Raw genomic sequence first — 24,366 nt, 5'->3', positions numbered from 1 at the left:
AAAGATGAACACTTCACCGGTGCGAATGGATGATTTACCACTTAACCGTTTTCACTGTCGCATTGCTGCGCTTACTTTCGGCGCGCACCTGACTGACGGTTATGTCCTCGGCGTCATTGGTTACGCCATTATTCAGCTTACTCCAGCCATGCAACTGACACCGTTTATGGCGGGAATGATTGGTGGCTCAGCGCTACTTGGCCTGTTTATCGGCAGCCTGGTTTTGGGCTGGATCTCCGACCATATCGGGCGGCAAAAAATCTTCACTTTCAGCTTTTTGCTGATTACGCTCGCTTCGTTTTTACAATATTTTGCCACCACGCCGGAGCACCTGATTGGTTTGCGCATTTTGATCGGCATTGGGCTGGGTGGTGATTACTCTGTGGGGCATACCTTGCTGGCAGAATTTTCCCCGCGCCGCCACCGCGGTATTTTGCTGGGCGCGTTCAGCGTGGTGTGGACGGTGGGTTATGTGCTGGCAAGTATTGCCGGACATCACTTTATTTCAGAAAGTCCGGAGGCCTGGCGATGGCTTTTGGCATCAACAGCTCTGCCCGCGCTGTTGATTACGTTGTTACGTTGGGGCACACCGGAATCGCCGCGCTGGCTGCTGCGACAGGGGCGTTTTGCAGAAGCTCATGCCATTGTGCATCGTTACTTTGGCTCTCATGTATTACTGGGCGATGAAGTGGCAACGGCCACCACTAAGCACATCAAAACCTTGTTCTCTTCGCGTTACTGGCGGCGCACGGTATTTAACAGCGTGTTCTTTGTCTGCCTCGTGATCCCGTGGTTTGTGATTTATACCTGGCTGCCGACTATCGCCCAGACTATTGGTCTGGAAGATGCGCTGACCGCCAGCCTGATGCTCAATGCCTTGTTAATTGTTGGCGCGTTATTAGGGTTAGTGTTGACCCACTTGTTAGCCCATCGCAAATTTTTACTGGGGAGCTTTTTGCTGCTGGCGGCCACGCTGATGGTGATGGCCTGTTTGCCTTCCGGCAGTTCGTTAACGCTGCTGCTTTTTATTCTCTTCAGCACCACCATTTCAGCGGTCAGCAATCTGGTTGGCATTCTACCTGCCGAAAGTTTTCCTACTGATATCCGCTCTCTGGGCGTCGGTTTTGCGACCGCCATGAGTAGACTTGGCGCGGCAATTAGCACCGGTTTGTTGCCGTGGGTTCTGGCGCAGTGGGGAATGCAGGCCACCTTATTGTTACTGGCCATCGTGCTATTGGTTGGTTTTGTTGTGACCTGGCTATGGGCTCCAGAAACTAAAGCTCTCCCGCTGGTTGCGGCGGGAAATGTCGGAGGTGCGAATGAACATTCTGTTAGCGTTTAAAGCCGAACCGGATGCCGGAATGCTGGCGGAAAAAGAGTGGCAGGCTGCTGCTACGGCAAATTATGGGCCGGATGTTTCACTGTTGCGAAGTTTACCCGGTGCTGATGAACAGGCCGCCGCCGCAATTCTATTGGCGCAGAGAAAAAGCGGCACGCCGATGACTTTAACCGCGTTGAGCATGGGGGATGAACGGGCGTTGCATTGGCTTCGCTATTTCACGGCTCTCGGGTTTGAGGAAGCAGTATTGCTGGAGACTGCGGCAGATCTGCGTTTTGCGCCGGAATTTGTTGCTCGCCATATTGCCGAATGGCAGCACCAGAATCCGATGGAGCTGATTATTACCGGCTGCCAAAGCAGCGAGGGGCAGAACGGGCAAACGCCGTTTTTGCTGGCGGAAATACTGGCCTGGCCCTGTTTTACCCTGGTGGAGCGTTTCACACTCGACGCGCCATTTATCACTCTCGAACAGCGTACTGAAAACGGGCTGCGCTGTTGCCGGGTACGCTTGCCTGCGGTCATTGCCGTGCGCCAGTGTGGCGAAGTCGCTTTGCCTGTACCGGGAATGCGCCAGCGTATGGCGGCAGGGAAAGCAGAAATTTTACGCGAAACTATCGCCGCCGAATCGTCAGCGATACAGTGCCTGCAACTGGAAAGGCCGGAGCAACGACGTGGCGCGACGTTGATTGATGGGCAAACAGCAGAAGAAAAAGCACAAATACTGTGGCGGGATTATTTGCGCCAGAGGATGCAGCCATGAATGTCGTAATAGTGACAATAAATCAGGACAATGCAGCTATCGCAGGCTGGCTGGCAGAACAGGATTTCAGCGGTTGTACACTGACGCACTGGCAGATTGAACCTCAGCCCGTAGTGGCGGAACAGGTGCTGGATGCGCTCGTGGAACAGTGGCAGCGAACACCTGCGGAATTTGTGCTCTTCCCTCCGGGGGCGTCTGGCGATGAACTGGCGACCCGACTGGCCTGGCGTTTACATGGCACCAGCATCTGCCAGATCATTTCGTTGGATATACCGACAGCAAGCGTGCGCAAATCCCACTGGGGAAATGCGCTGACGGCGACGCTGCAAACAGAAAAACGTCCGCTATGCCTTTCTCTGGCGCGCCAGGCCGGAGCTGCGAAAAACGCAATGTTGCCATCTGGTATGCAGCAACTAAACATAGTCCCCGGCGCACTTCCAGACTGGTTTGTTAGCATCGAAAACCTGAAAAATACTACCCGTGACCCATTAGTAGAAGCCAGACGGGTGCTGGTGGTAGGGCAGGGCGGCGAGGCTGATAGCCATGACATCGCTACGCTGGCTGAAAAGCTGGGCGCCGAAGTGGGCTACAGTCGGGCGCGAGTGATGAATGGTGGTTTTGATGCGGAAAAAGTGATTGGAATTTCCGGGCACTTGCTGGCGCCAGAGATTTGCATTGTTGCCGGGGCGTCCGGCGCGGCAGCGTTAATGGCAGGTGTGCGTAATAGCCAGTTTGTGGTGGCTGTGAATCATGACGCCAGCGCGGCTGTTTTTTCACAGGCAGATGTTGGCGTGGTGGATGACTGGAAAGCGGTGCTGGAGGCACTGGTGACAAATATTCACGCAGATTGCCAATAACGTACTGGCGGATGCGGTTCTGGGGCAGGGACTTGTAGGCCTGATAAGACGCGTTAGCGTCGCATCAGGCGTTGAATGCCGGATGTGGCCTACAAATCACACAAATTCAATTAGTTACGTTTATCCCGTTAAAGCAATTTTTTCGCTAACGTCCAGACGCGGGTATTAGTAGTAGAAAGCGCCACGACACCGGCGTCAATTGCATTACGCGCATCTTCTTCATCGCACACCAGCCCGCCAGCAATCAGCGGTTGGCGGATTTTCTCCGTCACCCAGCCCAGCACTTTGGGCATACAGCCAGGCAGGATCTCAATGCAATCTGGGTTCGATTGCGCAACCTGCTTATCAATATTGTGAAACGAAATCGAATCGACAATAAACAGGCGATGAATACAGAAAAAACCTTCTGCTCTGGCAGCTTTCAGCATCGACGCTTTAGTGCTGATAATGCCGTCTGCTTCGGTCACCAGTTTCAAAAACTGAATCACTACCTCTTTATTTGACGCGCCTTCCAGCAAATCGACATGAATAAAGGCATATTTCCCGGCGTTTTTAATCTTTTTGACGATATTGCTGATGGTGCAGATATTGCCGTACAGCACGGAAATAAACTGGCATTCAGAATTAATGGCCAGTTGCAGGCTGGCATTATCTTTAACGGCAGCAATCACCGGATTCTGACGGAGCAGGTGTAAGAGGGGCATAAATTATCCTTATTATTTATCCAAAGCGGTAGGTGATGCCGAATCCAGAAGGCGGATAGCGCCACTGTTGTAGTGTTTTTTCATCGCATAACAAACGGCAGGTGCCGCACTCCAGGCAACTACGATAATCAATACGCAAGTCGCCTTCCGGCGTGAGCGAAAAAAGACCTGCCGGGCAGGCATTAATCAACCGTTCTGCTGTCTGGCGCTCAACGGGGTCAACCGGAACAATGTGTGGCGCATCAGCAGCACGCCAGAGATTACGGGCTACAGACATCGCAGACTCCTGATAACATCGCCCGCCAGATGCCACAGGCCGTGACGACGTAAATGACGCCAGAGCAACTGGCGAAGTGGTGGAACAGGTTTATCTCCCTGATCCCATAAGTCGCGGGAAATATCCTGCATTAACGCAGGCCACGTCCGATACCAGCCAGGGCGTTGTAAAAGCGCCGGAACATGCTGATAACGTTGTAGAACATCCCACAGCAAACTGTGTTCTATGTTGTGATGATAAATCGGGAACAGATTTTGCGGCTCGCGTTGCTGGCAGGCGCTAATCAGTGTTTGTGCTGCTGCCTGTGCGCCAATGAACGCCATATCCATGCCTCGCACTGAAATTCCAGTATTGACGCAACTGCGCAACGCATCGCCCACCAGCAGCCAGCCGTTACCGGCGAACTGCACGGGCATATTGCGTAAACCGCCTTCCGGCACCAGATGTGCACCGTATTCCAGCGTTTCACTGTTTTTAATGAGAGATCTTACTGCCGGATGTGTCTTAAAACGAGCCAGCAACTCGCTTGCCGGAACGCGGTTTTGTGCAAGGGAAGAGAGCGGGCAAACAATCCCCAAAGAGAGCGTTTGCTGATTGGTATAAAGAAATGCACCGCCTGGCAGGTCATCACAGATTTCCCCGCTGAACAGTATCGCTGCACCTTCGTTGTTTTCCAGATGAAAACGCGCTTCAATAATGGGCGTTTCCAGCGACAGCACTTCTTTGATCCCTAACGCCATCGATTCGCCAGCAGGACGGGTAACTAACCCGTGATGTTCTGCCAGCACACTATTGGCCCCTTCCGCCAGCACAACATAACGGGCGCGGAGAATATCATCACCACAGATAACGCCACACACTCTGCTGTTTTCTTCATATAACGCGTCTACTGTTGCGCCGGGAATACACTCAACTCCTGCTTTTTCAGCTTCGGCAACCAGCCACGGATCGAATCGTGCGCGTAATACGCTCCAGGATTCACCACCGGGTTGTAAGCTGGAAAACGTCGTTGCGCCATCGGGCGTTAACAGAGAAAGGCTTTCGTGAGTGATACGTCGCTCAAGGGGCGCGGTCAGGTGAAATTGAGGGAGGAGTTCCGCGAGCGCATGGGTATATAACCGCCCGCCGGAAAGGTTTTTGCTGCCAGGGATTTCAGCGCGTTCCAGTAACAGAACAGATAATCCCGCTCGCGCGCAGCGTAACGCACAAGCGGTGCCCGCAATACCGGCACCAATAATAATAATGTCGCAGTCGTCTTCCATGTCATGCCCCAGATATCCAGAGCACAACACCCTAACATAGCGTTACTTAAGGGAAATTGACCGCCGACACACTCTGATTATTCACCGCGATAGATGCAGCCTGCGGTGCAGGTTTCTTTCACCATCACAGCGCTTAATAGTGGTACAACGGGTTTAACTTGATCCCAAATCCATTTTGCTAAAACTTCGCTGGTCGGGTTTTCCAGGCCGGGTATATCATTGAGATAATAGTGGTCGAGACGATCGTAAGTCGGTTTAAACGCCGCTTTCAGTTCAGCGAAATCGATAATCCAGCCCGTATGCGGATCGACTTCCCCGGTAATTTCCAGGCGCACCATAAAAGAATGCCCGTGCAGGCGACCACATTTATGCCCTTCTGGGACGTGTGGTAAGCGGTGAGCGGCTTCGAAGGTGAAATCTTTAAATAACGTGGTGGACATCATAATTTCTCTACTGGACGATAAAACCGCCGTAGAGTACCGGAAAGCCTGTTTTTTCGCATTACCAAAAACGGGTTTGTTGCGCAAAATGACCGATTTATCTTAATTGCGGTCGATATTTATCTATTTTTCATTGAGTTAATAAATCTATTTTGTTGTTAAAGACTATTGCTAAAACAGGTTAGTCGATTTGGTTATTAGTTATCGCTATCCCGTCTTTAATCCACCCCCTTCGCGCCGTTAACCTTACCTTCTCTTCTGTTTTATGGGCGCTGACAGGGCCGATAAACAGCTTTGCTTACTGGAACATAACGACGCATGACGACACAGGTCCCTCCTTCCGCTTTGCTTCCGCTGAACCCGGAGCAACTGGCTCGCCTTCAGGCAGCCACTACTGATTTGACACCGACCCAGCTTGCGTGGGTATCTGGTTATTTCTGGGGAATGCTTAACCAGCAGCCAGGTACACTTGCCGCTACACCAGCCGCAGAAATGCCGGGTATCACCATCATCTCCGCCTCGCAAACGGGTAATGCTCGCCGGGTCGCTGAAGCATTACGTGACGACTTATTAGCGGCAAAACTGAACGCTAAGCTGGTGAACGCAGGCGACTATAAATTCAAACAAATCGCCAGCGAAAAACTGCTTATCGTGGTGACTTCAACACAAGGTGAAGGGGAACCGCCGGAAGAAGCCGTCGCGCTGCACAAGTTTCTGTTCTCCAAAAAAGCGCCGAAACTGGAAAACACCGCTTTTGCTGTGTTTAGCCTCGGTGACACCTCTTATGAGTTTTTCTGCCAGTCCGGTAAAGATTTCGACAGCAAACTGGCTGAACTGGGCGGCGAACGCCTGCTCGACCGGGTCGATGCCGATGTTGAATATCAGGCAGCCGCCAGCGAATGGCGCGCCCATGTAGTTGATGTACTGAAATCGCGCGCGCCTGTCGCAGCACCTTCGACATCCGTCGCCACTGGCGCGGTGAATGAAATCCACACCAGTCCGTATAGTAAAGAAGCGCCGCTGGTGGCGAGCCTCTCTGTTAACCAGAAAATCACTGGACGTAACTCTGAAAAAGACGTTCGCCATATTGAGATCGATTTAGGTGACTCAGGCCTGCGCTATCAGCCGGGCGATGCGCTGGGCGTCTGGTATCAGAACGATCCGGCACTGGTAAAAGAGATTGTCGAACTGCTGTGGCTGAAAGGCGATGAACCCGTCACTGTCGAGGGCAAAACGCTGCCGCTGGCGGAAGCCTTACAGTGGCATTTTGAACTGACCGTCAACACCGCGAACATTGTTGAAAATTACGCCACCTTAACGCGCAGCGAAACGCTGCTGCCGCTGGTGGGCGATAAAACGAAGTTGCAGTATTACGCTGCGACGACGCCGATTGTCGATATGTTGCGTTTCTCTCCGGCACAACTGGACGCTGATGCGTTCATCAGTATTTTGCGTCCGCTGACGCCGCGCCTTTATTCCATCGCCTCATCGCAGGCGGAAGTCGAGAGTGAAGTGCACGTTACTGTCGGCGTTGTGCGTTATGACGTGGAAGGCCGTGCCCGTGCCGGTGGTGCCTCCAGCTTCCTCGCGGATCGCGTGGGAGAAGAGGGCGAAGTTCGCGTCTTTATCGAACATAACGACAACTTCCGCCTGCCAGCTAACCCGGAAACCCCGGTGATTATGATTGGCCCTGGCACCGGTATCGCGCCATTCCGCGCCTTTATGCAGCAGCGTGCCGCCGACGAAGCGCCGGGCAAAAACTGGTTGTTCTTCGGCAATCCGCACTTTACGGAAGATTTCCTCTACCAGGTGGAATGGCAGCGTTATGTCAAAGAGGGCGTGCTGACGCGTATCGATCTGGCCTGGTCACGCGATCAAAAAGAAAAAATTTACGTACAAGACAAACTGCGTGAACAGGGAGCAGAGCTGTGGCGCTGGATCAATGACGGTGCCCACATTTATGTTTGCGGCGACGCTAATCGCATGGCGAAAGACGTTGAACAGGCACTTCTGGAAGTGATTGCCGAATTTGGTGGCATGGACACTGAAGCGGCGGATGAATTTTTAAGTGAGCTGCGCGTAGAGCGCCGTTATCAGCGAGATGTCTACTAATGAGCGAAAAACATCCAGGGCCTTTAGTGGTCGAAGGTAAACTGGCAGACGCCGAGCGCATGAAGCTTGAAAGCAACTTTCTGCGCGGCACGATTGCCGAAGATTTGAATGATGGCCTGACTGGCGGGTTTAAGGGCGATAACTTCCTGCTGATCCGCTTCCACGGCATGTATCAGCAGGATGACCGCGACATTCGCGCCGAACGAGCTGAACAGAAGCTGGAGCCGCGTCACGCCATGATGCTCCGCTGCCGCCTGCCGGGGGGCGTTATCACCACCAAACAGTGGCAGGCGATCGACAAATTTGCAGTGGAAAACACCATTTACGGTAGCATTCGCCTGACCAACCGTCAGACCTTCCAGTTCCACGGTATTCTGAAAAAGAACGTCAAACCTGCACACCAAATGTTGCACTCAGTCGGTCTTGATGCGCTGGCGACCGCCAACGACATGAACCGTAACGTGCTGTGCACCTCGAATCCGTACGAGTCACAGTTGCACGCGGAAGCCTATGAGTGGGCGAAGAAGATCTCTGAACATCTGTTGCCGCGTACCCGCGCCTATGCGGAGATCTGGCTCGATCAGGAGAAAGTTGCTACCACTGATGAAGAACCGATCCTCGGGCAGACCTATCTGCCGCGTAAGTTCAAAACGACGGTGGTTATTCCGCCGCAGAACGATATCGATCTGCACGCCAACGACATGAACTTTGTGGCTATCGCGGAAAACGGCAAGCTGGTGGGCTTCAACCTGCTGGTGGGGGGCGGTCTTTCTATGGAACACGGCAATAAAAAAACCTATGCCCGCACGGCGAGCGAGTTTGGTTATCTGCCACTTGAGCATACGCTGGCAGTGGCGGAAGCTGTGGTTACGACTCAGCGTGACTGGGGTAATCGTACTGACCGTAAAAATGCCAAAACCAAATACACGCTGGAACGCGTGGGGGTAGAGACGTTTAAGGCGGAAGTTGAACGTCGCGCGGGGATCAAGTTCGAACCGATCCGCCCGTATGAATTTACCGGACGCGGCGATCGCATCGGCTGGGTTAAGGGTATCGATGATAACTGGCACCTGACGCTGTTTATCGAAAATGGTCGTATTCTCGATTATCCGGGGCGTCCGCTGAAAACCGGTCTGCTGGAGATCGCAAAGATCCACAAAGGCGATTTCCGCATTACGGCGAACCAGAACCTGATTATCGCGGGTGTACCGGAAAGTGAAAAAGCGAAGATCGAGAAGATCGCCAAAGAGAGCGGGTTGATGAATGCCGTCACACCACAGCGTGAAAACTCAATGGCATGTGTGTCATTCCCGACCTGTCCGCTGGCGATGGCGGAAGCTGAACGTTTCCTGCCCTCGTTTATCGACAACATCGATAACTTAATGGCGAAACATGGCATCAGCGATGAGCATATCGTAATGCGTGTGACGGGATGCCCGAACGGCTGTGGCCGGGCGATGCTGGCAGAAGTTGGTCTGGTGGGTAAAGCGCCGGGGCGCTACAACCTGCATCTTGGCGGCAACCGTATGGGGACACGTATCCCACGGATGTATAAAGAAAACATCACCGAGCCGGAAATCCTGGCGTCGCTTGATGAACTGATAGGGCGCTGGGCGAAAGAGCGCGAAGCGGGTGAAGGCTTCGGTGACTTTACGGTGCGTGCGGGCATCATTCGCCCGGTGCTCGATCCGGCTCGCGATTTGTGGGATTAACATAAATCGCCGCGTCTGCTCGGTTTTGTAGGCCTGATAAGACGCATAAGCGTCGCATCAGGCAAGGCAAACAGTGAGGAATCTATGTCCAGACTTGATCTAAACGACCTGAATGAACTGCCGAAGGTAGAGCGCATTCTGGCTCTGGCACAAACCAACGCTCAACTGGAAAAACTGGACGCTGAAGGCCGCGTTGCCTGGGCGTTGGAGAATCTGCCCGGCGAATACGTGCTCTCTTCCAGCTTTGGCATTCAGGCGGCAGTCAGCCTGCATCTGGTGAACCAGATCTGCCCGAATATCCCGGTGATTCTTACCGATACTGGTTATCTGTTCCCGGAAACCTACCGCTTTATTGACGAGTTAACGGACAAACTTAAACTCAACCTGAAAGTGTACCGTGCCACTGAAAGCGCCGCATGGCAGGAAGCACGCTACGGCAAACTGTGGGAGCAGGGGGTTGAAGGCATTGAAAAGTACAATGAGATCAACAAAGTCGAACCCATGAACCGTGCACTGAAAGAACTTAACGCGCAAACGTGGTTTGCTGGTCTGCGCCGTGAGCAATCTGGCAGCCGTGCCAATTTACCAGTGCTGGCTATCCAGCGTGGCGTATTTAAAGTGCTGCCGATTATCGACTGGGATAACCGAACTATTTATCAGTACCTGCAAAAACATGGCCTGAAATATCACCCATTATGGGACGAAGGATATTTATCGGTTGGCGACACCCATACAACCCGTAAATGGGAACCCGGCATGGCCGAAGAAGAAACGCGCTTCTTTGGCTTAAAAAGGGAATGTGGATTACACGAAGGGTAAATATTTCCGGATAAATTAAACGCCTCTGTCAGAAATGATGGGGGCGTTTTTATTTTGCGAGCAGCATTCTGGCCTTTAAACGAGAACGTCGCAAGGAGAATCAACAGGTATAGAATGGCGTCAGGTGCTTGAGGCTGTCTGGCGTTAAGCATTCGCGAGGTTCCAGATGGACAAAAGCCCCAGGCGATATTTCTATCCACCTGAGGCCTACGTTCGAACCCAACAATTCGAATGCTAGTCTCTTCTTTGCAGAGAGGCAAGACATGCTAACAAAATATGCCCTTGTGGCAGTCATAGTGCTGTGTTGTACAGTACTGGGATTCACGCTGATGGTAGACGACTCGTTGTGTGAGTTGAATATCAGAGAACGTGGTATGGAGTTTAAGGCTGTTCTCGCTTACGAACCGAAGAAGTAGCCACCACGCGGGGGGGAAACCCCGCGTATTGAATTGTTATAGTTTGGCCTCCTGCACCCTATTTTTTTATAGGCAAAATTGACTCCTCACAGTCATGGGGAATCAGCTCAAACCCATCAAGACGCCTTCGCCAGTTCCTTCACCAGTGGCAGCATTATCCGCATAACATCACGGCAGCGGCGTTCTATTCTTCCTGGAAGTGCCTTATCAATATGCTGTTGATTATCCAGTCTTACGTCATGCCAGCTATTTCCTGCGGGGAATGCGGCTGTTTTTGCGCGTTGCTGATAACCATCTTTATTTCCCAGATTCCAGTTTGTTGCTTCTACCGAAAGTACAGCAATACCGGCTTTGTCAAAAACTTCAGCGTCATTACAACACCCGGTGCCTTTTGGATAATTTTTATTCAAACCAGGATTGGTCGTCGCGGCAATTCCATGACTGCGGGCAATTGCCAGCGCCCGATCGCGCGTTAATTTCCTTACTGCTTCGGGGGTTTTTACGCCACTGTTGAAATACAATTTATCACCGACAATTAAGTTATCGAGATTAATCACCAGCAGAGTATTTTTCTTTTCGGCGTCACTCATTCGTTTGAGTAAATTCTCAGCGCCTAATTTCCCTTCCTCTTCACCACTGGTCGCCACAAAACGAATACCATATTCGGTTGGCGTATTTTTCAGGCGTTCTGCCAGCTCCAGCATGACCCCCAAACCTGCGGCGTTATCATCCATACCTTGTAATGTCAGCCCGCCGAGATTGGCATCGGCATCCGCGTCGCTCTGTGGGGCGTAGGTATCCAGATGCGCCATGATAATGATCTGCTGCGGTGCTTTGCCTTCATGAGCGGCAATCACCGTACTTCCTGTCACGTTATGCCAGTTTTTGTGGTTATCGCGGGCGGTATAAATATATCGGCCATTAAATGTCCGGATATCACTGCGATAACCCATTTGCTGAAACTGTTGCCGGATATAATCGGCAGATAACATTTCTGCGGGTGTTCCGGTCATTCGCCCCGGAAAGAAAGTGGCAATGTGTCGCGCCTGTGTATTAGCAAAATCGCCAGGTTTAGGTGACGAGGCGTGTACGGGGAGAATAAAGCATACGCCGAGCGCCAGGGCAGCGGTACGGTGGCGCAATGCGGAAAACATAGTGAGTCCTTAAATACCATGCAAATTTTTTTACCGCCATAGTATGAAACTGCCGCTGCGCTAAAACAATTTCAAATCTTCCTAAATGCCCGAAATCCGGAGCCTTAAGCACTTTTTGATATTAGCTTTGCCAAATCGTTATTCCGTTAAGGAACTACTCATTCTAATTGGTAATTTCATTCGCACTCTTACGCTCCCTATAGTCGGAATATCTGATGGCAAGCAAATAGCAGTATTGCAAAGGAACGGTTATGAACCAAAAACGACTGACTCACCTGCGGCAACTGGAGGCGGAAAGCATCCACATCATTCGCGAGGTGGCGGCAGAATTCTCAAATCCGGTGATGCTCTACTCCATCGGCAAAGATTCCAGCGTCATGCTACATCTGGCGCGCAAGGCGTTTTATCCAGGTTCGCTGCCTTTCCCGTTGCTGCATGTTGATACCGGCTGGAAATTCCGTGAGATGTATGAATTTCGCGATCGTACGGCAAAAGCCTACGGCTGCGAGCTGTTGGTGCATAAAAATCCAGAAGGTGTGGCGATGGGGATTAATCCATTCGTTCACGGCAGCGCCAAACACACTGACATCATGAAAACCGAAGGCCTGAAACAGGCGCTGAACAAATATGGTTTTGATGCTGCCTTCGGCGGCGCGCGCCGCGATGAAGAGAAATCCCGCGCTAAAGAACGTATCTACTCTTTCCGTGACCGTTTCCATCGCTGGGATCCGAAAAACCAGCGTCCGGAGCTGTGGCATAACTACAACGGGCAGATTAACAAAGGCGAAAGTATCCGCGTCTTCCCACTCTCTAACTGGACCGAGCAGGATATCTGGCAATACATCTGGCTGGAAAATATCGACATTGTTCCGCTGTATCTTGCTGCTGAACGTCCGGTTCTGGAACGCGACGGTATGTTGATGATGATTGATGACAACCGTATCGACCTGCAACCCGGCGAAGTGATTAAAAAACGGATGGTGCGTTTCCGTACGCTGGGCTGCTGGCCGCTGACCGGCGCAGTAGAGTCAAACGCGCAAACACTGCCCGAGATCATCGAAGAGATGCTGGTTTCCACTACCAGCGAACGTCAGGGCCGTGTGATTGACCGCGACCAGTCCGGTTCTATGGAGCTGAAAAAACGTCAGGGGTATTTTTAAGATGAACACCGCACTTGCACAACAAATCGCCAATGAAGGCGGCGTCGAAGCCTGGATGATCGCGCAACAACACAAAAGCCTGCTGCGTTTTCTGACCTGTGGCAGCGTTGATGACGGCAAAAGTACCCTGATAGGTCGCCTGTTGCACGATACCCGCCAGATCTACGAAGATCAGCTCTCATCGCTGCATAACGACAGTAAACGCCACGGCACCCAGGGTGAAAAACTGGATCTGGCGCTGCTGGTGGATGGCCTGCAGGCTGAGCGTGAACAAGGCATCACCATTGACGTGGCTTACCGTTATTTCTCCACCGAAAAACGCAAATTTATTATTGCCGACACCCCAGGGCACGAGCAGTACACCCGCAATATGGCGACCGGCGCGTCGACGTGTGATCTGGCGATCTTATTAATCGACGCCCGTAAAGGTGTGCTTGATCAAACCCGTCGTCACAGTTTTATCTCCACGCTTCTGGGGATCAAACATCTGGTAGTGGCGATCAACAAGATGGATCTGGTGGATTACAGCGAAGAAACGTTCACCCGCATTCGTGAAGATTATCTGACCTTTGCCGGGCAACTGCCGGGCAATCTGGATATCCGCTTTGTGCCGCTCTCCGCGCTGGAAGGCGATAATGTTGCTTCGCAAAGTGAAAGTATGCCGTGGTACAGCGGCCCGACACTGCTGGAAGTGCTGGAAACCGTTGAGATTCAGCGAGTGGTTGATGACCAGCCAATGCGCTTCCCGGTGCAGTACGTTAACCGCCCGAATCTTGATTTTCGAGGCTACGCAGGAACGCTGGCCTCTGGCAGCGTGAAAGTCGGGCAACATGTCAAAGTGCTCCCCTCTGGTGTTGAGTCAAATATTGCGCGGATCGTCACGTTTGATGGCGATCGCGAAGACGCCTTTGCCGGAGAAGCGATCACCCTGGTGCTGACGGATGAGATCGACATCAGTCGTGGCGATTTGCTGCTGGCAGCAGATGAAGCGTTGTCGACGGTGCAGAGCGCGTCAGTGGATGTGGTATGGATGGCGGAACAACCGCTTTCCCCAGGGCAGAGTTACGACATCAAAATTGCCGGGAAGAAGACGCGTGCTCGTGTTGATGACATTCATTATCAGATTGATATTAATAACCTTAACCAGCGTGAAGTTGAAAATCTGCCGCTGAACGGCATTGGTCTGGTGGATCTCACTTTTGATGAGCCGCTAGTGTTAGATCGTTATCAACAAAATCCGGTAACTGGTGGGCTGATTTTTATCGATCGCCTGAGCAACGTGACCGTTGGTGCCGGTATGGTGCATGAGCCGAAAAATGAGGCTGCCGTTGCGCCATCAGAATTTAGCGCATTTGAGCTGGAACTGAATGCGTTGGTACGTCGCCACTTCCCACACTGGGGCGCGCGCGATTTGCTGGGAGGTAAATAATGGCGCTGCATGACGAAAACGTCGTCTGGCATAGCCATCCGGTGACTCCACAACAGCGCGAGCAACACCACGGGCATCGTGGTGTTGTGTTGTGGTTTACCGGCCTCTCTGGTTCAGGGAAATCGACAGTTGCCGGGGCGCTGGAGGAGGCGCTGCATAAACTTGGCGTCAGCACGTATTTGCTGGATGGCGACAACGTTCGCCACGGTTTATGCAGCGATCTCGGTTTTAGCGATGCCGATCGTAAAGAAAATATCCGTCGGGTTGGCGAAGTGGCGAATTTAATGGTTGAAGCCGGTCTGGTAGTGCTGACTGCGTTTATCTCACCACATCGCGCTGAACGTCAGATGGTTCGCGAACGTGTAGGAGAAGGGCGGTTTATCGAAGTGTTTGTCGATACGCCGTTGGCGATTTGTGAAGCTCGCGATCCAAAAGGTTTATATAAAAAAGCGCGTGCCGGTGAACTGCGTAACTTTACGGGGATAGATGCCGTTTACGAAGCGCCTGAATCAGCAGAAATTCATCTCAATGGTGAACAATTGGTAACAAATTTGGTTCAGCAATTATTAGATCTACTGAGACAGAACGATATTATCAGATCCTGAGACACCACCGGGTTTACATGCCCGGTTCGTCAAAGTAACAGGATCCGATATGCGTAATAGCCATAACATTACACTAACAAATAGCGAAAGCCTTACCGAAGATGAAGAAACCACATGGTCGCTGTCAGGGGCCGTGGTCGGTTTTGTCTCCTGGCTGTGCGCGCTGGCGATACCGATGTTGATTTATGGCTCTAACACGCTGTTCTTCTTTATCTATACCTGGCCTTTCTTTCTGGCGCTGATGCCCGTCGCGGTGGTGGTGGGTATTGCGCTGCATTCATTGATGGACGGAAAGCTACGCTACAGCATTGTTTTCACCCTGGTGACAGTCGGCATTATGTTTGCCGCACTGTTTATGTGGTTGCTGGGCTAATTTGTTCTTTCCCGTCTGGTCTGTTCATAATTCAAACCGTAACCAATAATGAGATTATGTTCTGCACGCCCTGGGTATACGTAACAATGGACAAATGTGGTACATTTGCCCGCGTTGTCGCGGTATCCCCAACAGAGGATGTAGAGTCGTCTTCGGATGCATGGGATGATGATGCCGTTTTTCAGGGGGCAGGATGGGTAAACTAACGCTGCTGTTGCTGGCTATTCTGGTCTGGCTACAGTATTCGCTGTGGTTCGGTAAGAACGGTATACATGACTATACCCGCGTCAATGATGATGTGGCGGCACAGCAAGCTACAAACGCGAAACTTAAAGCGCGAAACGATCAGCTTTTTGCCGAAATTGACGATCTCAATGGCGGCCAGGAGGCGCTCGAAGAGCGTGCGCGTAATGAACTCAGCATGACCAGGCCGGGCGAAACTTTTTATCGTCTGGTGCCTGACGCGTCGAAGCGCGCGCAGTCTGCGGGGCAAAACAATCGATAAATCAGCCCAGGAATTAACATGGCAACCACTCATTTGGATGTTTGCGCCGTGGTTCCGGCGGCCGGATTTGGCCGCCGAATGCAAACGGAATGTCCTAAGCAATATCTCTCAATAGGTAATCAAACCATTCTTGAACACTCGGTGTATGCGCTCCTGGCGCATCCCCGGGTGACGCGTGTCGTCATTGCAATAAGCCCGGGCGATAGTCGTTTTGCACAACTTTCTCTGGCGAATCATCCGCAAATCACTGTTGTTGATGGTGGTGAAGAGCGTGCCGATTCTGTGCTGGCAGGACTGAAAGCTGCTGGCGACGCGCAGTGGGTGTTGGTGCATGACGCCGCTCGTCCTTGCCTGCATCAGGATGATCTTGCACGGCTGTTAACTCTGAGCGAAACCAGCCGCACGGGGGGGATTCTTGCCGCTCCGGTGCGCGATACCATGAAACGCGCCGAACCTGATAAAAATGCCATTGCACATACCGTTGATCGCAACGGTTTATGGCACGCGCTGACGCCGCAATTTTTCCCTCGAGAGCTGTTATATGACTGCCTGACGCGTGCTTTAAATGAAGGCGCAACCATTACCGATGAAGCCTCGGCGCTGGAATATTGCGGTTTTCATCCGCAGCTTGTCGAAGGCCGTGCGGATAACATTAAAGTCACGCGCCCGGAAGATTTGGCGCTTGCTGAATTTTACCTCACCCGAACCATCCATCAGGAGAATACATAATGCGAATTGGACACGGTTTTGATGTACACGCCTTTGGTGGCGAAGGCCCAATTATCATTGGTGGCGTGCGCATTCCTTACGAAAAAGGGCTGTTGGCGCATTCTGATGGCGACGTGGCGCTGCATGCGCTGACCGATGCACTACTTGGTGCCGCGGCGCTGGGGGATATCGGCAAGCTGTTTCCGGATACCGATCCGGCATTTAAAGGTGCCGATAGCCGCGAGCTGCTACGCGAAGCCTGGCGACGCATTCAGGCGAAGGGGTATACCCTCGGCAACGTTGATGTCACTATCATCGCTCAGGCACCGAAGATGTTGCCGCACATTCCACAAATGCGCGTGTTTATTGCCGAAGATCTCGGCTGCCATATGGATGATGTTAACGTGAAAGCCACCACCACGGAAAAACTTGGATTTACCGGACGTGGGGAAGGGATTGCCTGTGAAGCGGTGGCGCTACTCATTAAGGCAACAAAATGATTGAGTTTGATAATCTCACTTACCTCCACGGCAAACCGCAAGGCACCGGGCTGCTGAAAGCCAACCCGGAAGACTTTGTGGTGGTGGAAGATTTAGGCTTTGAGCCTGATGGTGAAGGTGAGCATATTCTGGTGCGGGTGCTTAAAAACGGTTGCAATACCCGGTTTGTGGCGGACGCACTGGCAAAATTCCTGAAAATTCATGCTCGTGAAGTCAGCTTCGCGGGGCAGAAAGACAAACATGCCGTTACGGAACAGTGGTTATGCGCGCGTGTACCGGGCAAAGAAATGCCTGATCTGAGTGCGTTTCAACTGGAAGGTTGCCAGGTGCTGGAGTATGCGCGGCACAAGCGTAAGCTGCGTTTAGGGGCGCTGAAAGGTAACGCCTTTACCCTGGTGCTACGCGAAGTGAGCAATCGCGATGACGTTGAACAGCGTCTGATCGATATTTGCGTGAAAGGTGTACCGAACTACTTTGGTGCGCAACGTTTTGGTATTGGCGGCAGTAACTTGCAGGGGGCGCTGCGCTGGGCGCAAACGAATACTCCGGTGCGCGATCGCAATAAACGCAGTTTTTGGTTGTCGGCAGCCCGTAGTGCGTTGTTTAATCAGATTGTTGCTGAGCGCCTCAAAAAAGCGGACGTTAATCAAGTTGTTGACGGCGATGCGCTACAATTAGCCGGGCGTGGTAGCTGGTTTGTTGCTACTAACGATGAAATGGCGGAATTACAGCGTCGCGTCAACGATAAAGAGCTGATGATTACCGCTGCTTTGCCCGGTAGCGGCGAGTGGGGAACCCAGCGTGAGGCGCTGGCATTCGAACAAGCGGCGGTTGCCGACGAAACTGAATTGCAAGCATTACTGGTACGCGAAAAAGTAGACGCCGCGCGCAGAGCGATGCTGTTATATCCACAACAATTAAGCTGGAACTGGTGGGATGACGTCACCGTAGAAATCCGTTTCTGGCTTCCGGCGGGAAGTTTTGCAACCAGCGTTGTCAGGGAACTTATCAACACAACAGGTGATTATGCGCATATTGCTGAGTAATGATGACGGGGTACATGCACCCGGTATACAAACGCTGGCGAAAGCCTTGCGTGAGTTTGCTGACGTTCAGGTGGTTGCCCCCGATCGTAACCGCAGCGGCGCTTCAAATTCTCTGACACTGGAATCCTCCCTGCGCACGTTTACCTTTGAAAATGGTGATATCGCCGTGCAAATGGGAACCCCGACCGATTGTGTATATCTTGGTGTGAATGCACTGATGCGTCCGCGTCCGGATATTGTGGTTTCGGGCATTAACGCCGGGCCGAATCTGGGTGATGATGTTATCTATTCCGGTACGGTGGCAGCCGCGATGGAAGGCCGTCATTTAGGTTTTCCAGCGCTGGCCGTCTCGCTTGACGGGCATAAGCATTATGACACTGCTGCGGCGGTAACCTGTTCTATTTTGCGCGCACTGTGCAAAGAGCCGCTGCGCACCGGGCGTATTCTCAATATTAACGTCCCGGATTTACCGCTGGATCAGATTAAAGGTATCCGCGTCACTCGCTGCGGTACACGACATCCGGCAGATCAAGTTATTCCGCAACAGGATCCGCGCGGTAATACGCTGTACTGGATTGGCCCGCCGGGCGGTAAGTGCGATGCCGGTCCGGGGACTGATTTTGCTGCGGTAGATGAAGGCTATGTCTCCATCACGCCGCTGCATGTAGATTTAACCGCGCACAACGCGCAAGATGTGGTTTCAGACTGGTTAAACAGCGTGGGAGTTGGCACGCAATGGTAAGCAGACGCGTACAAGCACTTCTGGATCAATTACGTGCGCAAGGTATTCAGGATGAGCAGGTGTTGAACGCACTTGCCGCCGTGCCGCGTGAAAAATTCATTGATGAAGCGTTTGAACAAAAAGCCTGGGACAATATCGCGTTGCCGATAGGTCAGGGGCAGACAATTTCGCAGCCGTACATGGTGGCGCGAATGACCGAATTACTCGAACTGACGCCGCAGTCGCGGGTGCTGGAAATCGGCACCGGTTCGGGCTATCAAACGGCAATCCTGGCACATCTTGTCCAGCATGTATGTTCGGTTGAACGGATTAAAGGATTGCAGTGGCAGGCGCGTCGCCGCCTGAAAAATCTTGATTTACATAATGTTTCAACCCGTCACGGCGATGGATGGCAAGGTTGGCAAGCACGTGCGCCGTTTGACGCTATCATTGTAACGGCAGCACCGCCCGAAATTCCTACTGCACTAATGACGCAACTGGATGAAGGCGGGATTCTCGTCTTGCCGGTAGGGGAAGAGCACCAGTATTTGAAGCGGGTGCGTCGTCGCGGGGGCGAATTTATTATCGATACCGTAGAGGCCGTGCGCTTTGTTCCCTTAGTGAAGGGGGAGCTGGCTTAAAGTGCGAGGAAATACCTGGAATTTTCCTGGTTATTTTGCAGCAGGTCAGCGTATCGTGAACATCTTTTCCAGTGTTCAGTAGGGTGCCTTGCACGGTAATTATGTCACTGGTTATTAATCAATTTTTCCTGGGGGATAAATGAGCGCGGGAAGCCCAAAATTCACCGTTCGCCGTATTGCGGCTTTGTCACTGGTTTCGCTATGGTTGGCTGGCTGTTCTGACACATCGAATCCACCGGCACCAGTCAGTTCCGTTAACGGCAATGCACCTGCAAATACCAATTCAGGTATGTTGATTACGCCACCGCCGAAAATGGGGACGACGTCTAAAACGCAGCAACCGCAAATTCAGCCGGTACAGCAGCCACAAATTCAATCTACGCAACAACCACAAATCCAGCCGGTGCAGCCTGTCACTCAGCAACCGGTGCAAATGGAAAATGGGCGTATCGTCTACAACCGTCAGTACGGGAATATTCCGAAAGGCAGTTATAGCGGTAGTACTTATACCGTGAAAAAAGGCGACACACTTTTCTATATTGCCTGGATCACCGGTAACGATTTCCGCGATCTCGCCCAACGTAATAATATTGAGGCACCATACGCGTTGAACGTAGGTCAGACTTTACAGGTTGGCAATGCTTCTGGCACGCCAATCACTGGCGGAAATGCCATTACCCAGGCCGACGCAGCAGAGCAAGGAGTTGTGATCAAGCCTGCACAAAATTCCACCGTTGCTGTTGCGTCGCAACCGACAATTACGTATTCTGAATCTTCGGGTGAACAGAGTGCTAACAAAATGTTGCCGAACAACAAGCCAACTGCGACCACGGTCACAGCGCCTGTAACTGTACCAACAGCAAGCACAACCGAGCCGACTGTCAGCAGTACATCAACCAGTACGCCGATTTCCACCTGGCGCTGGCCAACTGAGGGCAAAGTGATTGAAACCTTTGGCGCTTCTGAGGGAGGCAACAAGGGGATTGATATCGCAGGTAGCAAAGGACAGGCAATTATCGCGACCGCAGATGGCCGCGTTGTTTATGCCGGTAATGCGCTGCGCGGCTACGGTAATCTGATTATCATCAAACATAATGATGATTACCTGAGTGCCTACGCCCATAACGACACAATGCTGGTCCGGGAACAACAAGAAGTGAAGGCGGGGCAAAAAATAGCAACCATGGGTAGCACCGGAACCAGTTCAACACGATTGCATTTTGAAATTCGTTACAAGGGGAAATCCGTAAACCCGCTGCGTTATTTACCGCAGCGATAATTCGGCGGAACCAGGCTTTTGCTTGAGCGTTCCGTCAAGGGATCACGGGTAGGAGCCACCTTATGAGTCAGAATACGCTGAAAGTTCATGATTTAAATGAAGATGCGGAATTTGATGAGAACGGAGTTGAGGTTTTTGACGAAAAGGCCTTAGTTGAAGAGGAACCCAGTGATAACGATTTGGCCGAAGAGGAGCTGTTATCGCAGGGTGCCACACAGCGTGTGCTGGACGCGACTCAGCTTTACCTTGGTGAGATTGGTTATTCGCCACTGTTAACGGCCGAAGAAGAAGTTTATTTTGCGCGTCGCGCACTGCGTGGAGATGTCGCCTCCCGCCGCCGGATGATCGAGAGTAACTTGCGTCTGGTGGTAAAAATTGCCCGCCGTTATGGCAATCGTGGTCTGGCGTTGCTGGATCTTATCGAAGAGGGTAACCTGGGGCTGATCCGCGCGGTTGAGAAGTTTGACCCGGAACGTGGTTTCCGCTTCTCAACATACGCAACATGGTGGATTCGCCAGACGATCGAACGGGCGATTATGAACCAAACCCGTACTATTCGTTTGCCGATCCACATCGTAAAGGAACTGAACGTTTACCTGCGAACCGCACGTGAGTTGTCCCATAAGCTGGATCACGAACCGAGCGCGGAAGAAATTGCAGAGCAACTGGATAAGCCAGTTGATGACGTCAGCCGTATGCTTCGTCTTAACGAGCGCATTACCTCGGTAGACACCCCGCTGGGTGGTGATTCCGAAAAAGCGTTGCTGGACATCCTGGCCGACGAAAAAGAGAACGGTCCGGAAGACACCACGCAAGATGACGATATGAAGCAGAGCATCGTCAAATGGCTGTTCGAACTGAACGCCAAGCAGCGTGAAGTGCTGGCACGTCGATTCGGTTTGCTGGGGTATGAAGCGGCAACACTGGAAGATGTAGGTCGTGAAATAGGCCTCACTCGAGAACGTGTTCGCCAGATTCAGGTTGAAGGCCTGCGCCGTCTGCGTGAGATTTTGCAGACTCAGGGGCTGAATATCGAAGCGCTGTTCCGCGAATAAGCAAGCATCTGTCAGAAAGGCCAGTCTCATATGAGGCTGGCCTTTTTCTTTTGTTTGGGGCGTTGGTGTATTTTGTCGCCTGGATAAGATGCGACAGCGTCGCATCCGGCAATCAGCACCCTATGTGTTCATCATCTTGCGCACCAGTCGCATAAACAACACCTGCTCTTCTCTACTCAAACGCCCCAAAAATTCATCATCCACGCGGTTACCAATGGGATCGCCGCAGCAAGTACCCATCGAACCTTTTCGCTAAGGTTAAATTACTGCCCACACGCACCAGGTGATTAAGAATCCGGTAAAACCGAGGATGGTCGTTAACACTGTCCAGGTTTTCAGACCATCTGCCACCGATAAACCCAGATATTTGGTGACGATCCAGAAACCGGAGTCGTTAATGTGCGATGCGCCAAGCCCACCAAAGCAGGCCGCCAGTGTCACCAGTACGCACTGAATCGGATTCAGCCCCACAACCGCTTCTGAAAGCAGTCCGCCTGTTGTCAGGATTGCTACGGTTGCCGAACCCTGCGATGCACGCAGCGCCAGTGAAATAATAAATGCCGCAGGCAACAGAGGCAGGTCAATCATTTGTAGCATGTTGGCAAGAGCCTTACCGACGCCAGATTCCACCAGCACTTTGCCGAACACCCCACCAGCTCCAGTAACCAGAATAACTACCGCCGCAGTGGGAAGGGCTGAGCCCATAATATCGCTGGTGTGTTGCAGGCTCCAGCCGCGACGTAAGGCTAATAACCAGAACGCCAGTACCAGCGCAATCATCAATGCTACCATCGGTGAGCCGAGCAGTTGCAACGTACCAAGCAGGGGATGCGAGGCTGGCATTAGTGTTGCCGAAACCGTACCCGCCATAATAATCGCGATAGGGATAACAATTAGCGAGGTGACCAGCGCTACGCCTGGCGGATTTATTTTATCGCTTAATTTTGTTGCGTTTCCCTCACTGGCTGGAGCCAGTTGCATCTGCTCCAGTACTTCCACCGACATCGCATATTGGCGCTTATTGATTATTTTCGCTGCAAAATAGCCGACAATGCCCACTGGAATAGAAATCGCAATACCGATTATGGTCAGCCAGCCGATGTCTGCGTGAAGGAGTCCCGCTGCGGCGACGGGGCCAGGATGTGGCGGCACAGCTACGTGAACGGTCAGCATGATCCCAGCAACAGGCAGACCAAATTTAAGCGGTGATATTTTTGCAACCTTGGCAAAGCCATAAATGATTGGCGCAAGAATAATAAAGCCGACATCAAAGAAGACGGGGATGCCGAGGAAGAATGCTGCCAGAGTCAGTGCGGCGATTGTTCGTTTATCCCCTAACTTGCGGCTGAAATAATTGGCCAGTGATTCTGCGCCGCCAGAGTGCTCGATCATGCGTCCCAGCATAGCACCAAGGCCGATGATAATGGTGACGGAACCAAGCACGCCACCCATCCCGGCGATCATCACTTTACCTACTTCGCCAGCCGGGATACCCGCTGCAAGTGCGACTAACAGGCTGACGAGAAGCAGCGCGACGAATGGTTGTACCTTTGCCTTGATGACCAGCAGCAACAGCATGATTACGCCAGCTAACGCAATGCATAACAATGTAATTGTGGACATGGAAAACCCTGTCTGAAAGTTATAGTTAACCTACCCCATCCGTAGATGGTGGGATGTATGGGTACGTTGTAATTATGGATTTAGCGAATTAGCGCCAGGCGTCAAACCAGCCAAGCCCTTCTTCGGTGAGGCCGCGGGGTTTGTATTCACAACCGATCCAACCCTGATATCCCACCTTATCGAACAGGCGAAACAGCCACGGATAATTGATCTCGCCATCGTCTGGTTCATGTCGGTCAGGCAGTCCGGCAATTTGCACGTGGGCATATTTCCCAGCGTAATCGCGGATTAAATGCGTCAGGTCGCCATCTACTTTTTGCGCATGGAAGGTATCCAACTGAATAAACACATTATCGCGAGCGACCTCTTCAACAATTGCCAGTGCCTGATACTGACTGGAGAAGAGATAACCAGGTTTAACGGCTGGGCTGAGTGCTTCAACCAAAACTCGCTTGCCGTGCGGCGCAAAGCTATCGGCAGCGTAGCGGAGATTATCGATAAACACTGCCCGATACCGTTCAGCGTCTTCGCCTGCGGGCACTACTCCTGCCATCACATGAACTTGTTCGCAATTGAGCGCCAGCGCATATTCCAGAGCCTGATCGATGTCCGCGCGAGCTTCGTGCTCACGTCCGGGAAGGGCGGATAATCCCCATTCACCCGCATTAACATCCCCAGGAGCGGTATTGAACAGCGCCAGCGTCAGATGGTTTTGCGCCAGTTGTTGCTGGATTTGCTGGATGGAATAGTCATAGGGAAATAGAAATTCCACGGCATCAAAACCAGCTTTTCGCGCTGCGGCGAAGCGTTCAATAAAAGGCACTTCGGTGAACATCATGGATAAATTAGCTGCAAAACGAGGCATTGCA

At 52.1% G+C, this 24,366-nt stretch carries 26 protein-coding genes; 19 read left to right on the top strand and 7 right to left on the bottom strand.

Features of this window, described 5'->3' with window-relative positions; all coding sequences use genetic code 11:
• The first annotated feature begins 4 nt into the window (after positions 1–4).
• From C0K55_RS14590 to C0K55_RS14580, 3 genes are read left to right on the top strand one after another with little or no spacing between them, the layout of a single operon-like run.
• On the top strand, positions 5–1,342 hold the full coding sequence (locus tag C0K55_RS14590; RefSeq protein ID WP_024191904.1) for an MFS transporter: 1,338 nt from the start codon (positions 5–7) through the stop codon (positions 1,340–1,342).
• A complete protein-coding gene (locus C0K55_RS14585) occupies positions 1,320–2,099 on the top strand; it encodes an electron transfer flavoprotein subunit beta/FixA family protein (RefSeq protein ID WP_105266364.1) in 780 nt (259 codons plus the stop codon). Before C0K55_RS14590 ends, C0K55_RS14585 begins: the two co-directional genes overlap by 23 nt.
• Entirely contained in the window at positions 2,096–2,956 is an 861-nt protein-coding gene (locus tag C0K55_RS14580) for an electron transfer flavoprotein subunit alpha/FixB family protein (RefSeq protein WP_001103599.1), read from the top strand. Before C0K55_RS14585 ends, C0K55_RS14580 begins: the two co-directional genes overlap by 4 nt.
• Positions 2,957–3,084: 128 nt before the next feature.
• Here C0K55_RS14580 and C0K55_RS14575 read toward each other — a convergent pair whose 3' ends face one another.
• The 4 genes from C0K55_RS14575 to queD form a co-directional block, all read right to left on the bottom strand.
• Positions 3,085–3,660 carry a glycerol-3-phosphate responsive antiterminator gene (locus tag C0K55_RS14575; protein ID WP_001130283.1) on the bottom strand — a complete coding sequence of 192 codons (576 nt, stop codon included), beginning with the start codon at positions 3,658–3,660 and terminating at the stop codon, positions 3,085–3,087.
• A gap of 16 nt (positions 3,661–3,676) precedes the next feature.
• Positions 3,677–3,937, bottom strand: coding sequence for a ferredoxin family protein (locus C0K55_RS14570; protein ID WP_000109517.1), 261 nt, complete (start codon positions 3,935–3,937; stop codon positions 3,677–3,679).
• On the bottom strand, positions 3,928–5,199 hold the full coding sequence (locus C0K55_RS14565; protein WP_105266365.1) for an FAD-dependent oxidoreductase: 1,272 nt from the start codon (positions 5,197–5,199) through the stop codon (positions 3,928–3,930). Before C0K55_RS14565 ends, C0K55_RS14570 begins: the two co-directional genes overlap by 10 nt.
• 77 nt (positions 5,200–5,276) lie before the next feature.
• Complete coding sequence (queD, locus tag C0K55_RS14560) at positions 5,277–5,642, bottom strand: 6-carboxytetrahydropterin synthase QueD (protein ID WP_001329795.1); 366 nt, start codon at positions 5,640–5,642, stop codon at positions 5,277–5,279.
• A gap of 315 nt (positions 5,643–5,957) precedes the next feature.
• On the opposite strand from queD, the gene cysJ reads away from it, so the two are divergent.
• The 4 genes from cysJ to C0K55_RS14535 all read left to right on the top strand — a co-directional run bounded on the left by cysJ (position 5,958) and on the right by C0K55_RS14535 (position 10,698).
• A complete protein-coding gene (gene cysJ / locus C0K55_RS14555; protein ID WP_016249126.1) occupies positions 5,958–7,751 on the top strand; it encodes an NADPH-dependent assimilatory sulfite reductase flavoprotein subunit in 1,794 nt (597 codons plus the stop codon).
• Complete coding sequence (gene cysI / locus C0K55_RS14550) at positions 7,751–9,463, top strand: assimilatory sulfite reductase (NADPH) hemoprotein subunit (RefSeq protein WP_001516957.1); 1,713 nt, start codon at positions 7,751–7,753, stop codon at positions 9,461–9,463. The genes cysJ and cysI overlap by 1 nt, the downstream gene beginning before the upstream one ends.
• An 84-nt stretch (positions 9,464–9,547) precedes the next feature.
• A complete protein-coding gene (gene cysH, locus C0K55_RS14545; RefSeq protein WP_001516956.1) occupies positions 9,548–10,282 on the top strand; it encodes a phosphoadenosine phosphosulfate reductase in 735 nt (244 codons plus the stop codon).
• 263 nt (positions 10,283–10,545) lie between these two features.
• Entirely contained in the window at positions 10,546–10,698 is a 153-nt protein-coding gene (locus tag C0K55_RS14535) for a Hok/Gef family protein (protein WP_000956462.1), read from the top strand.
• Between the two features lie 116 nt (positions 10,699–10,814).
• Here C0K55_RS14535 and iap read toward each other — a convergent pair whose 3' ends face one another.
• Positions 10,815–11,852 carry an alkaline phosphatase isozyme conversion aminopeptidase gene (gene iap, locus C0K55_RS14530; RefSeq protein WP_000490394.1) on the bottom strand — a complete coding sequence of 346 codons (1,038 nt, stop codon included), beginning with the start codon at positions 11,850–11,852 and terminating at the stop codon, positions 10,815–10,817.
• A 251-nt stretch (positions 11,853–12,103) separates the two neighbouring features.
• Between iap and cysD the strand changes: the two genes are divergently transcribed.
• The 12 genes from cysD to rpoS all read left to right on the top strand — a co-directional run bounded on the left by cysD (position 12,104) and on the right by rpoS (position 21,874).
• A complete protein-coding gene (gene cysD / locus C0K55_RS14525) occupies positions 12,104–13,012 on the top strand; it encodes a sulfate adenylyltransferase subunit CysD (protein ID WP_001072281.1) in 909 nt (302 codons plus the stop codon).
• Position 13,013: 1 nt separating this feature from the next.
• Complete coding sequence (gene cysN / locus C0K55_RS14520) at positions 13,014–14,441, top strand: sulfate adenylyltransferase subunit CysN (protein ID WP_001090336.1); 1,428 nt, start codon at positions 13,014–13,016, stop codon at positions 14,439–14,441.
• Positions 14,441–15,046 (top strand): adenylyl-sulfate kinase, encoded by a 606-nt coding sequence (gene cysC, locus C0K55_RS14515; RefSeq protein ID WP_001173652.1) that lies wholly within the window; start codon positions 14,441–14,443, stop codon positions 15,044–15,046. Before cysN ends, cysC begins: the two co-directional genes overlap by 1 nt.
• A gap of 49 nt (positions 15,047–15,095) precedes the next feature.
• The gene (locus C0K55_RS14510; protein WP_001246116.1) at positions 15,096–15,419 is read left to right on the top strand and encodes a DUF3561 family protein; all 324 of its coding nucleotides are present in this window, start codon (positions 15,096–15,098) and stop codon (positions 15,417–15,419) included.
• Between the two features lie 193 nt (positions 15,420–15,612).
• Positions 15,613–15,924, top strand: coding sequence for a cell division protein FtsB (gene ftsB, locus C0K55_RS14505; protein ID WP_000517476.1), 312 nt, complete (start codon positions 15,613–15,615; stop codon positions 15,922–15,924).
• An 18-nt stretch (positions 15,925–15,942) separates the two neighbouring features.
• Complete coding sequence (ispD, locus tag C0K55_RS14500; protein ID WP_000246161.1) at positions 15,943–16,653, top strand: 2-C-methyl-D-erythritol 4-phosphate cytidylyltransferase; 711 nt, start codon at positions 15,943–15,945, stop codon at positions 16,651–16,653.
• Positions 16,653–17,132, top strand: coding sequence for a 2-C-methyl-D-erythritol 2,4-cyclodiphosphate synthase (gene ispF, locus C0K55_RS14495; RefSeq protein ID WP_001219242.1), 480 nt, complete (start codon positions 16,653–16,655; stop codon positions 17,130–17,132). The genes ispD and ispF overlap by 1 nt, the downstream gene beginning before the upstream one ends.
• Positions 17,129–18,178 carry a tRNA pseudouridine(13) synthase TruD gene (truD, locus tag C0K55_RS14490; protein ID WP_000568971.1) on the top strand — a complete coding sequence of 350 codons (1,050 nt, stop codon included), beginning with the start codon at positions 17,129–17,131 and terminating at the stop codon, positions 18,176–18,178. Before ispF ends, truD begins: the two co-directional genes overlap by 4 nt.
• Entirely contained in the window at positions 18,159–18,920 is a 762-nt protein-coding gene (surE, locus tag C0K55_RS14485) for a 5'/3'-nucleotidase SurE (RefSeq protein ID WP_001516955.1), read from the top strand. The genes truD and surE overlap by 20 nt, the downstream gene beginning before the upstream one ends.
• The gene (pcm, locus tag C0K55_RS14480) at positions 18,914–19,540 is read left to right on the top strand and encodes a protein-L-isoaspartate O-methyltransferase (protein ID WP_000254703.1); all 627 of its coding nucleotides are present in this window, start codon (positions 18,914–18,916) and stop codon (positions 19,538–19,540) included. Before surE ends, pcm begins: the two co-directional genes overlap by 7 nt.
• Before the next feature lie 184 nt (positions 19,541–19,724).
• Entirely contained in the window at positions 19,725–20,819 is a 1,095-nt protein-coding gene (gene nlpD / locus C0K55_RS14475) for a murein hydrolase activator NlpD (RefSeq protein ID WP_306667652.1), read from the top strand.
• Positions 20,820–20,881: 62 nt separating this feature from the next.
• A complete protein-coding gene (rpoS, locus tag C0K55_RS14470) occupies positions 20,882–21,874 on the top strand; it encodes an RNA polymerase sigma factor RpoS (RefSeq protein WP_000081550.1) in 993 nt (330 codons plus the stop codon).
• Between the two features lie 258 nt (positions 21,875–22,132).
• On the opposite strand, the gene C0K55_RS14460 is transcribed toward rpoS, so the two are convergent.
• Together C0K55_RS14460 and C0K55_RS14455 are read right to left on the bottom strand one after the other, a co-directional pair.
• A complete protein-coding gene (locus C0K55_RS14460; protein WP_000104436.1) occupies positions 22,133–23,497 on the bottom strand; it encodes a GntP family transporter in 1,365 nt (454 codons plus the stop codon).
• Positions 23,498–23,585: 88 nt separating this feature from the next.
• A complete protein-coding gene (locus C0K55_RS14455) occupies positions 23,586–24,362 on the bottom strand; it encodes an HPr family phosphocarrier protein (RefSeq protein WP_016249123.1) in 777 nt (258 codons plus the stop codon).
• Between the last annotated feature and the right edge of the window lie 4 nt (positions 24,363–24,366).

Origin of the sequence: Escherichia sp. MOD1-EC6098, assembly GCF_002965865.1 — a bacterium.
In the GTDB taxonomy this organism is placed as follows: domain Bacteria; phylum Pseudomonadota; class Gammaproteobacteria; order Enterobacterales; family Enterobacteriaceae; genus Escherichia; species Escherichia marmotae.
This window is presented reverse-complemented; position numbering and strand designations above follow the sequence as displayed.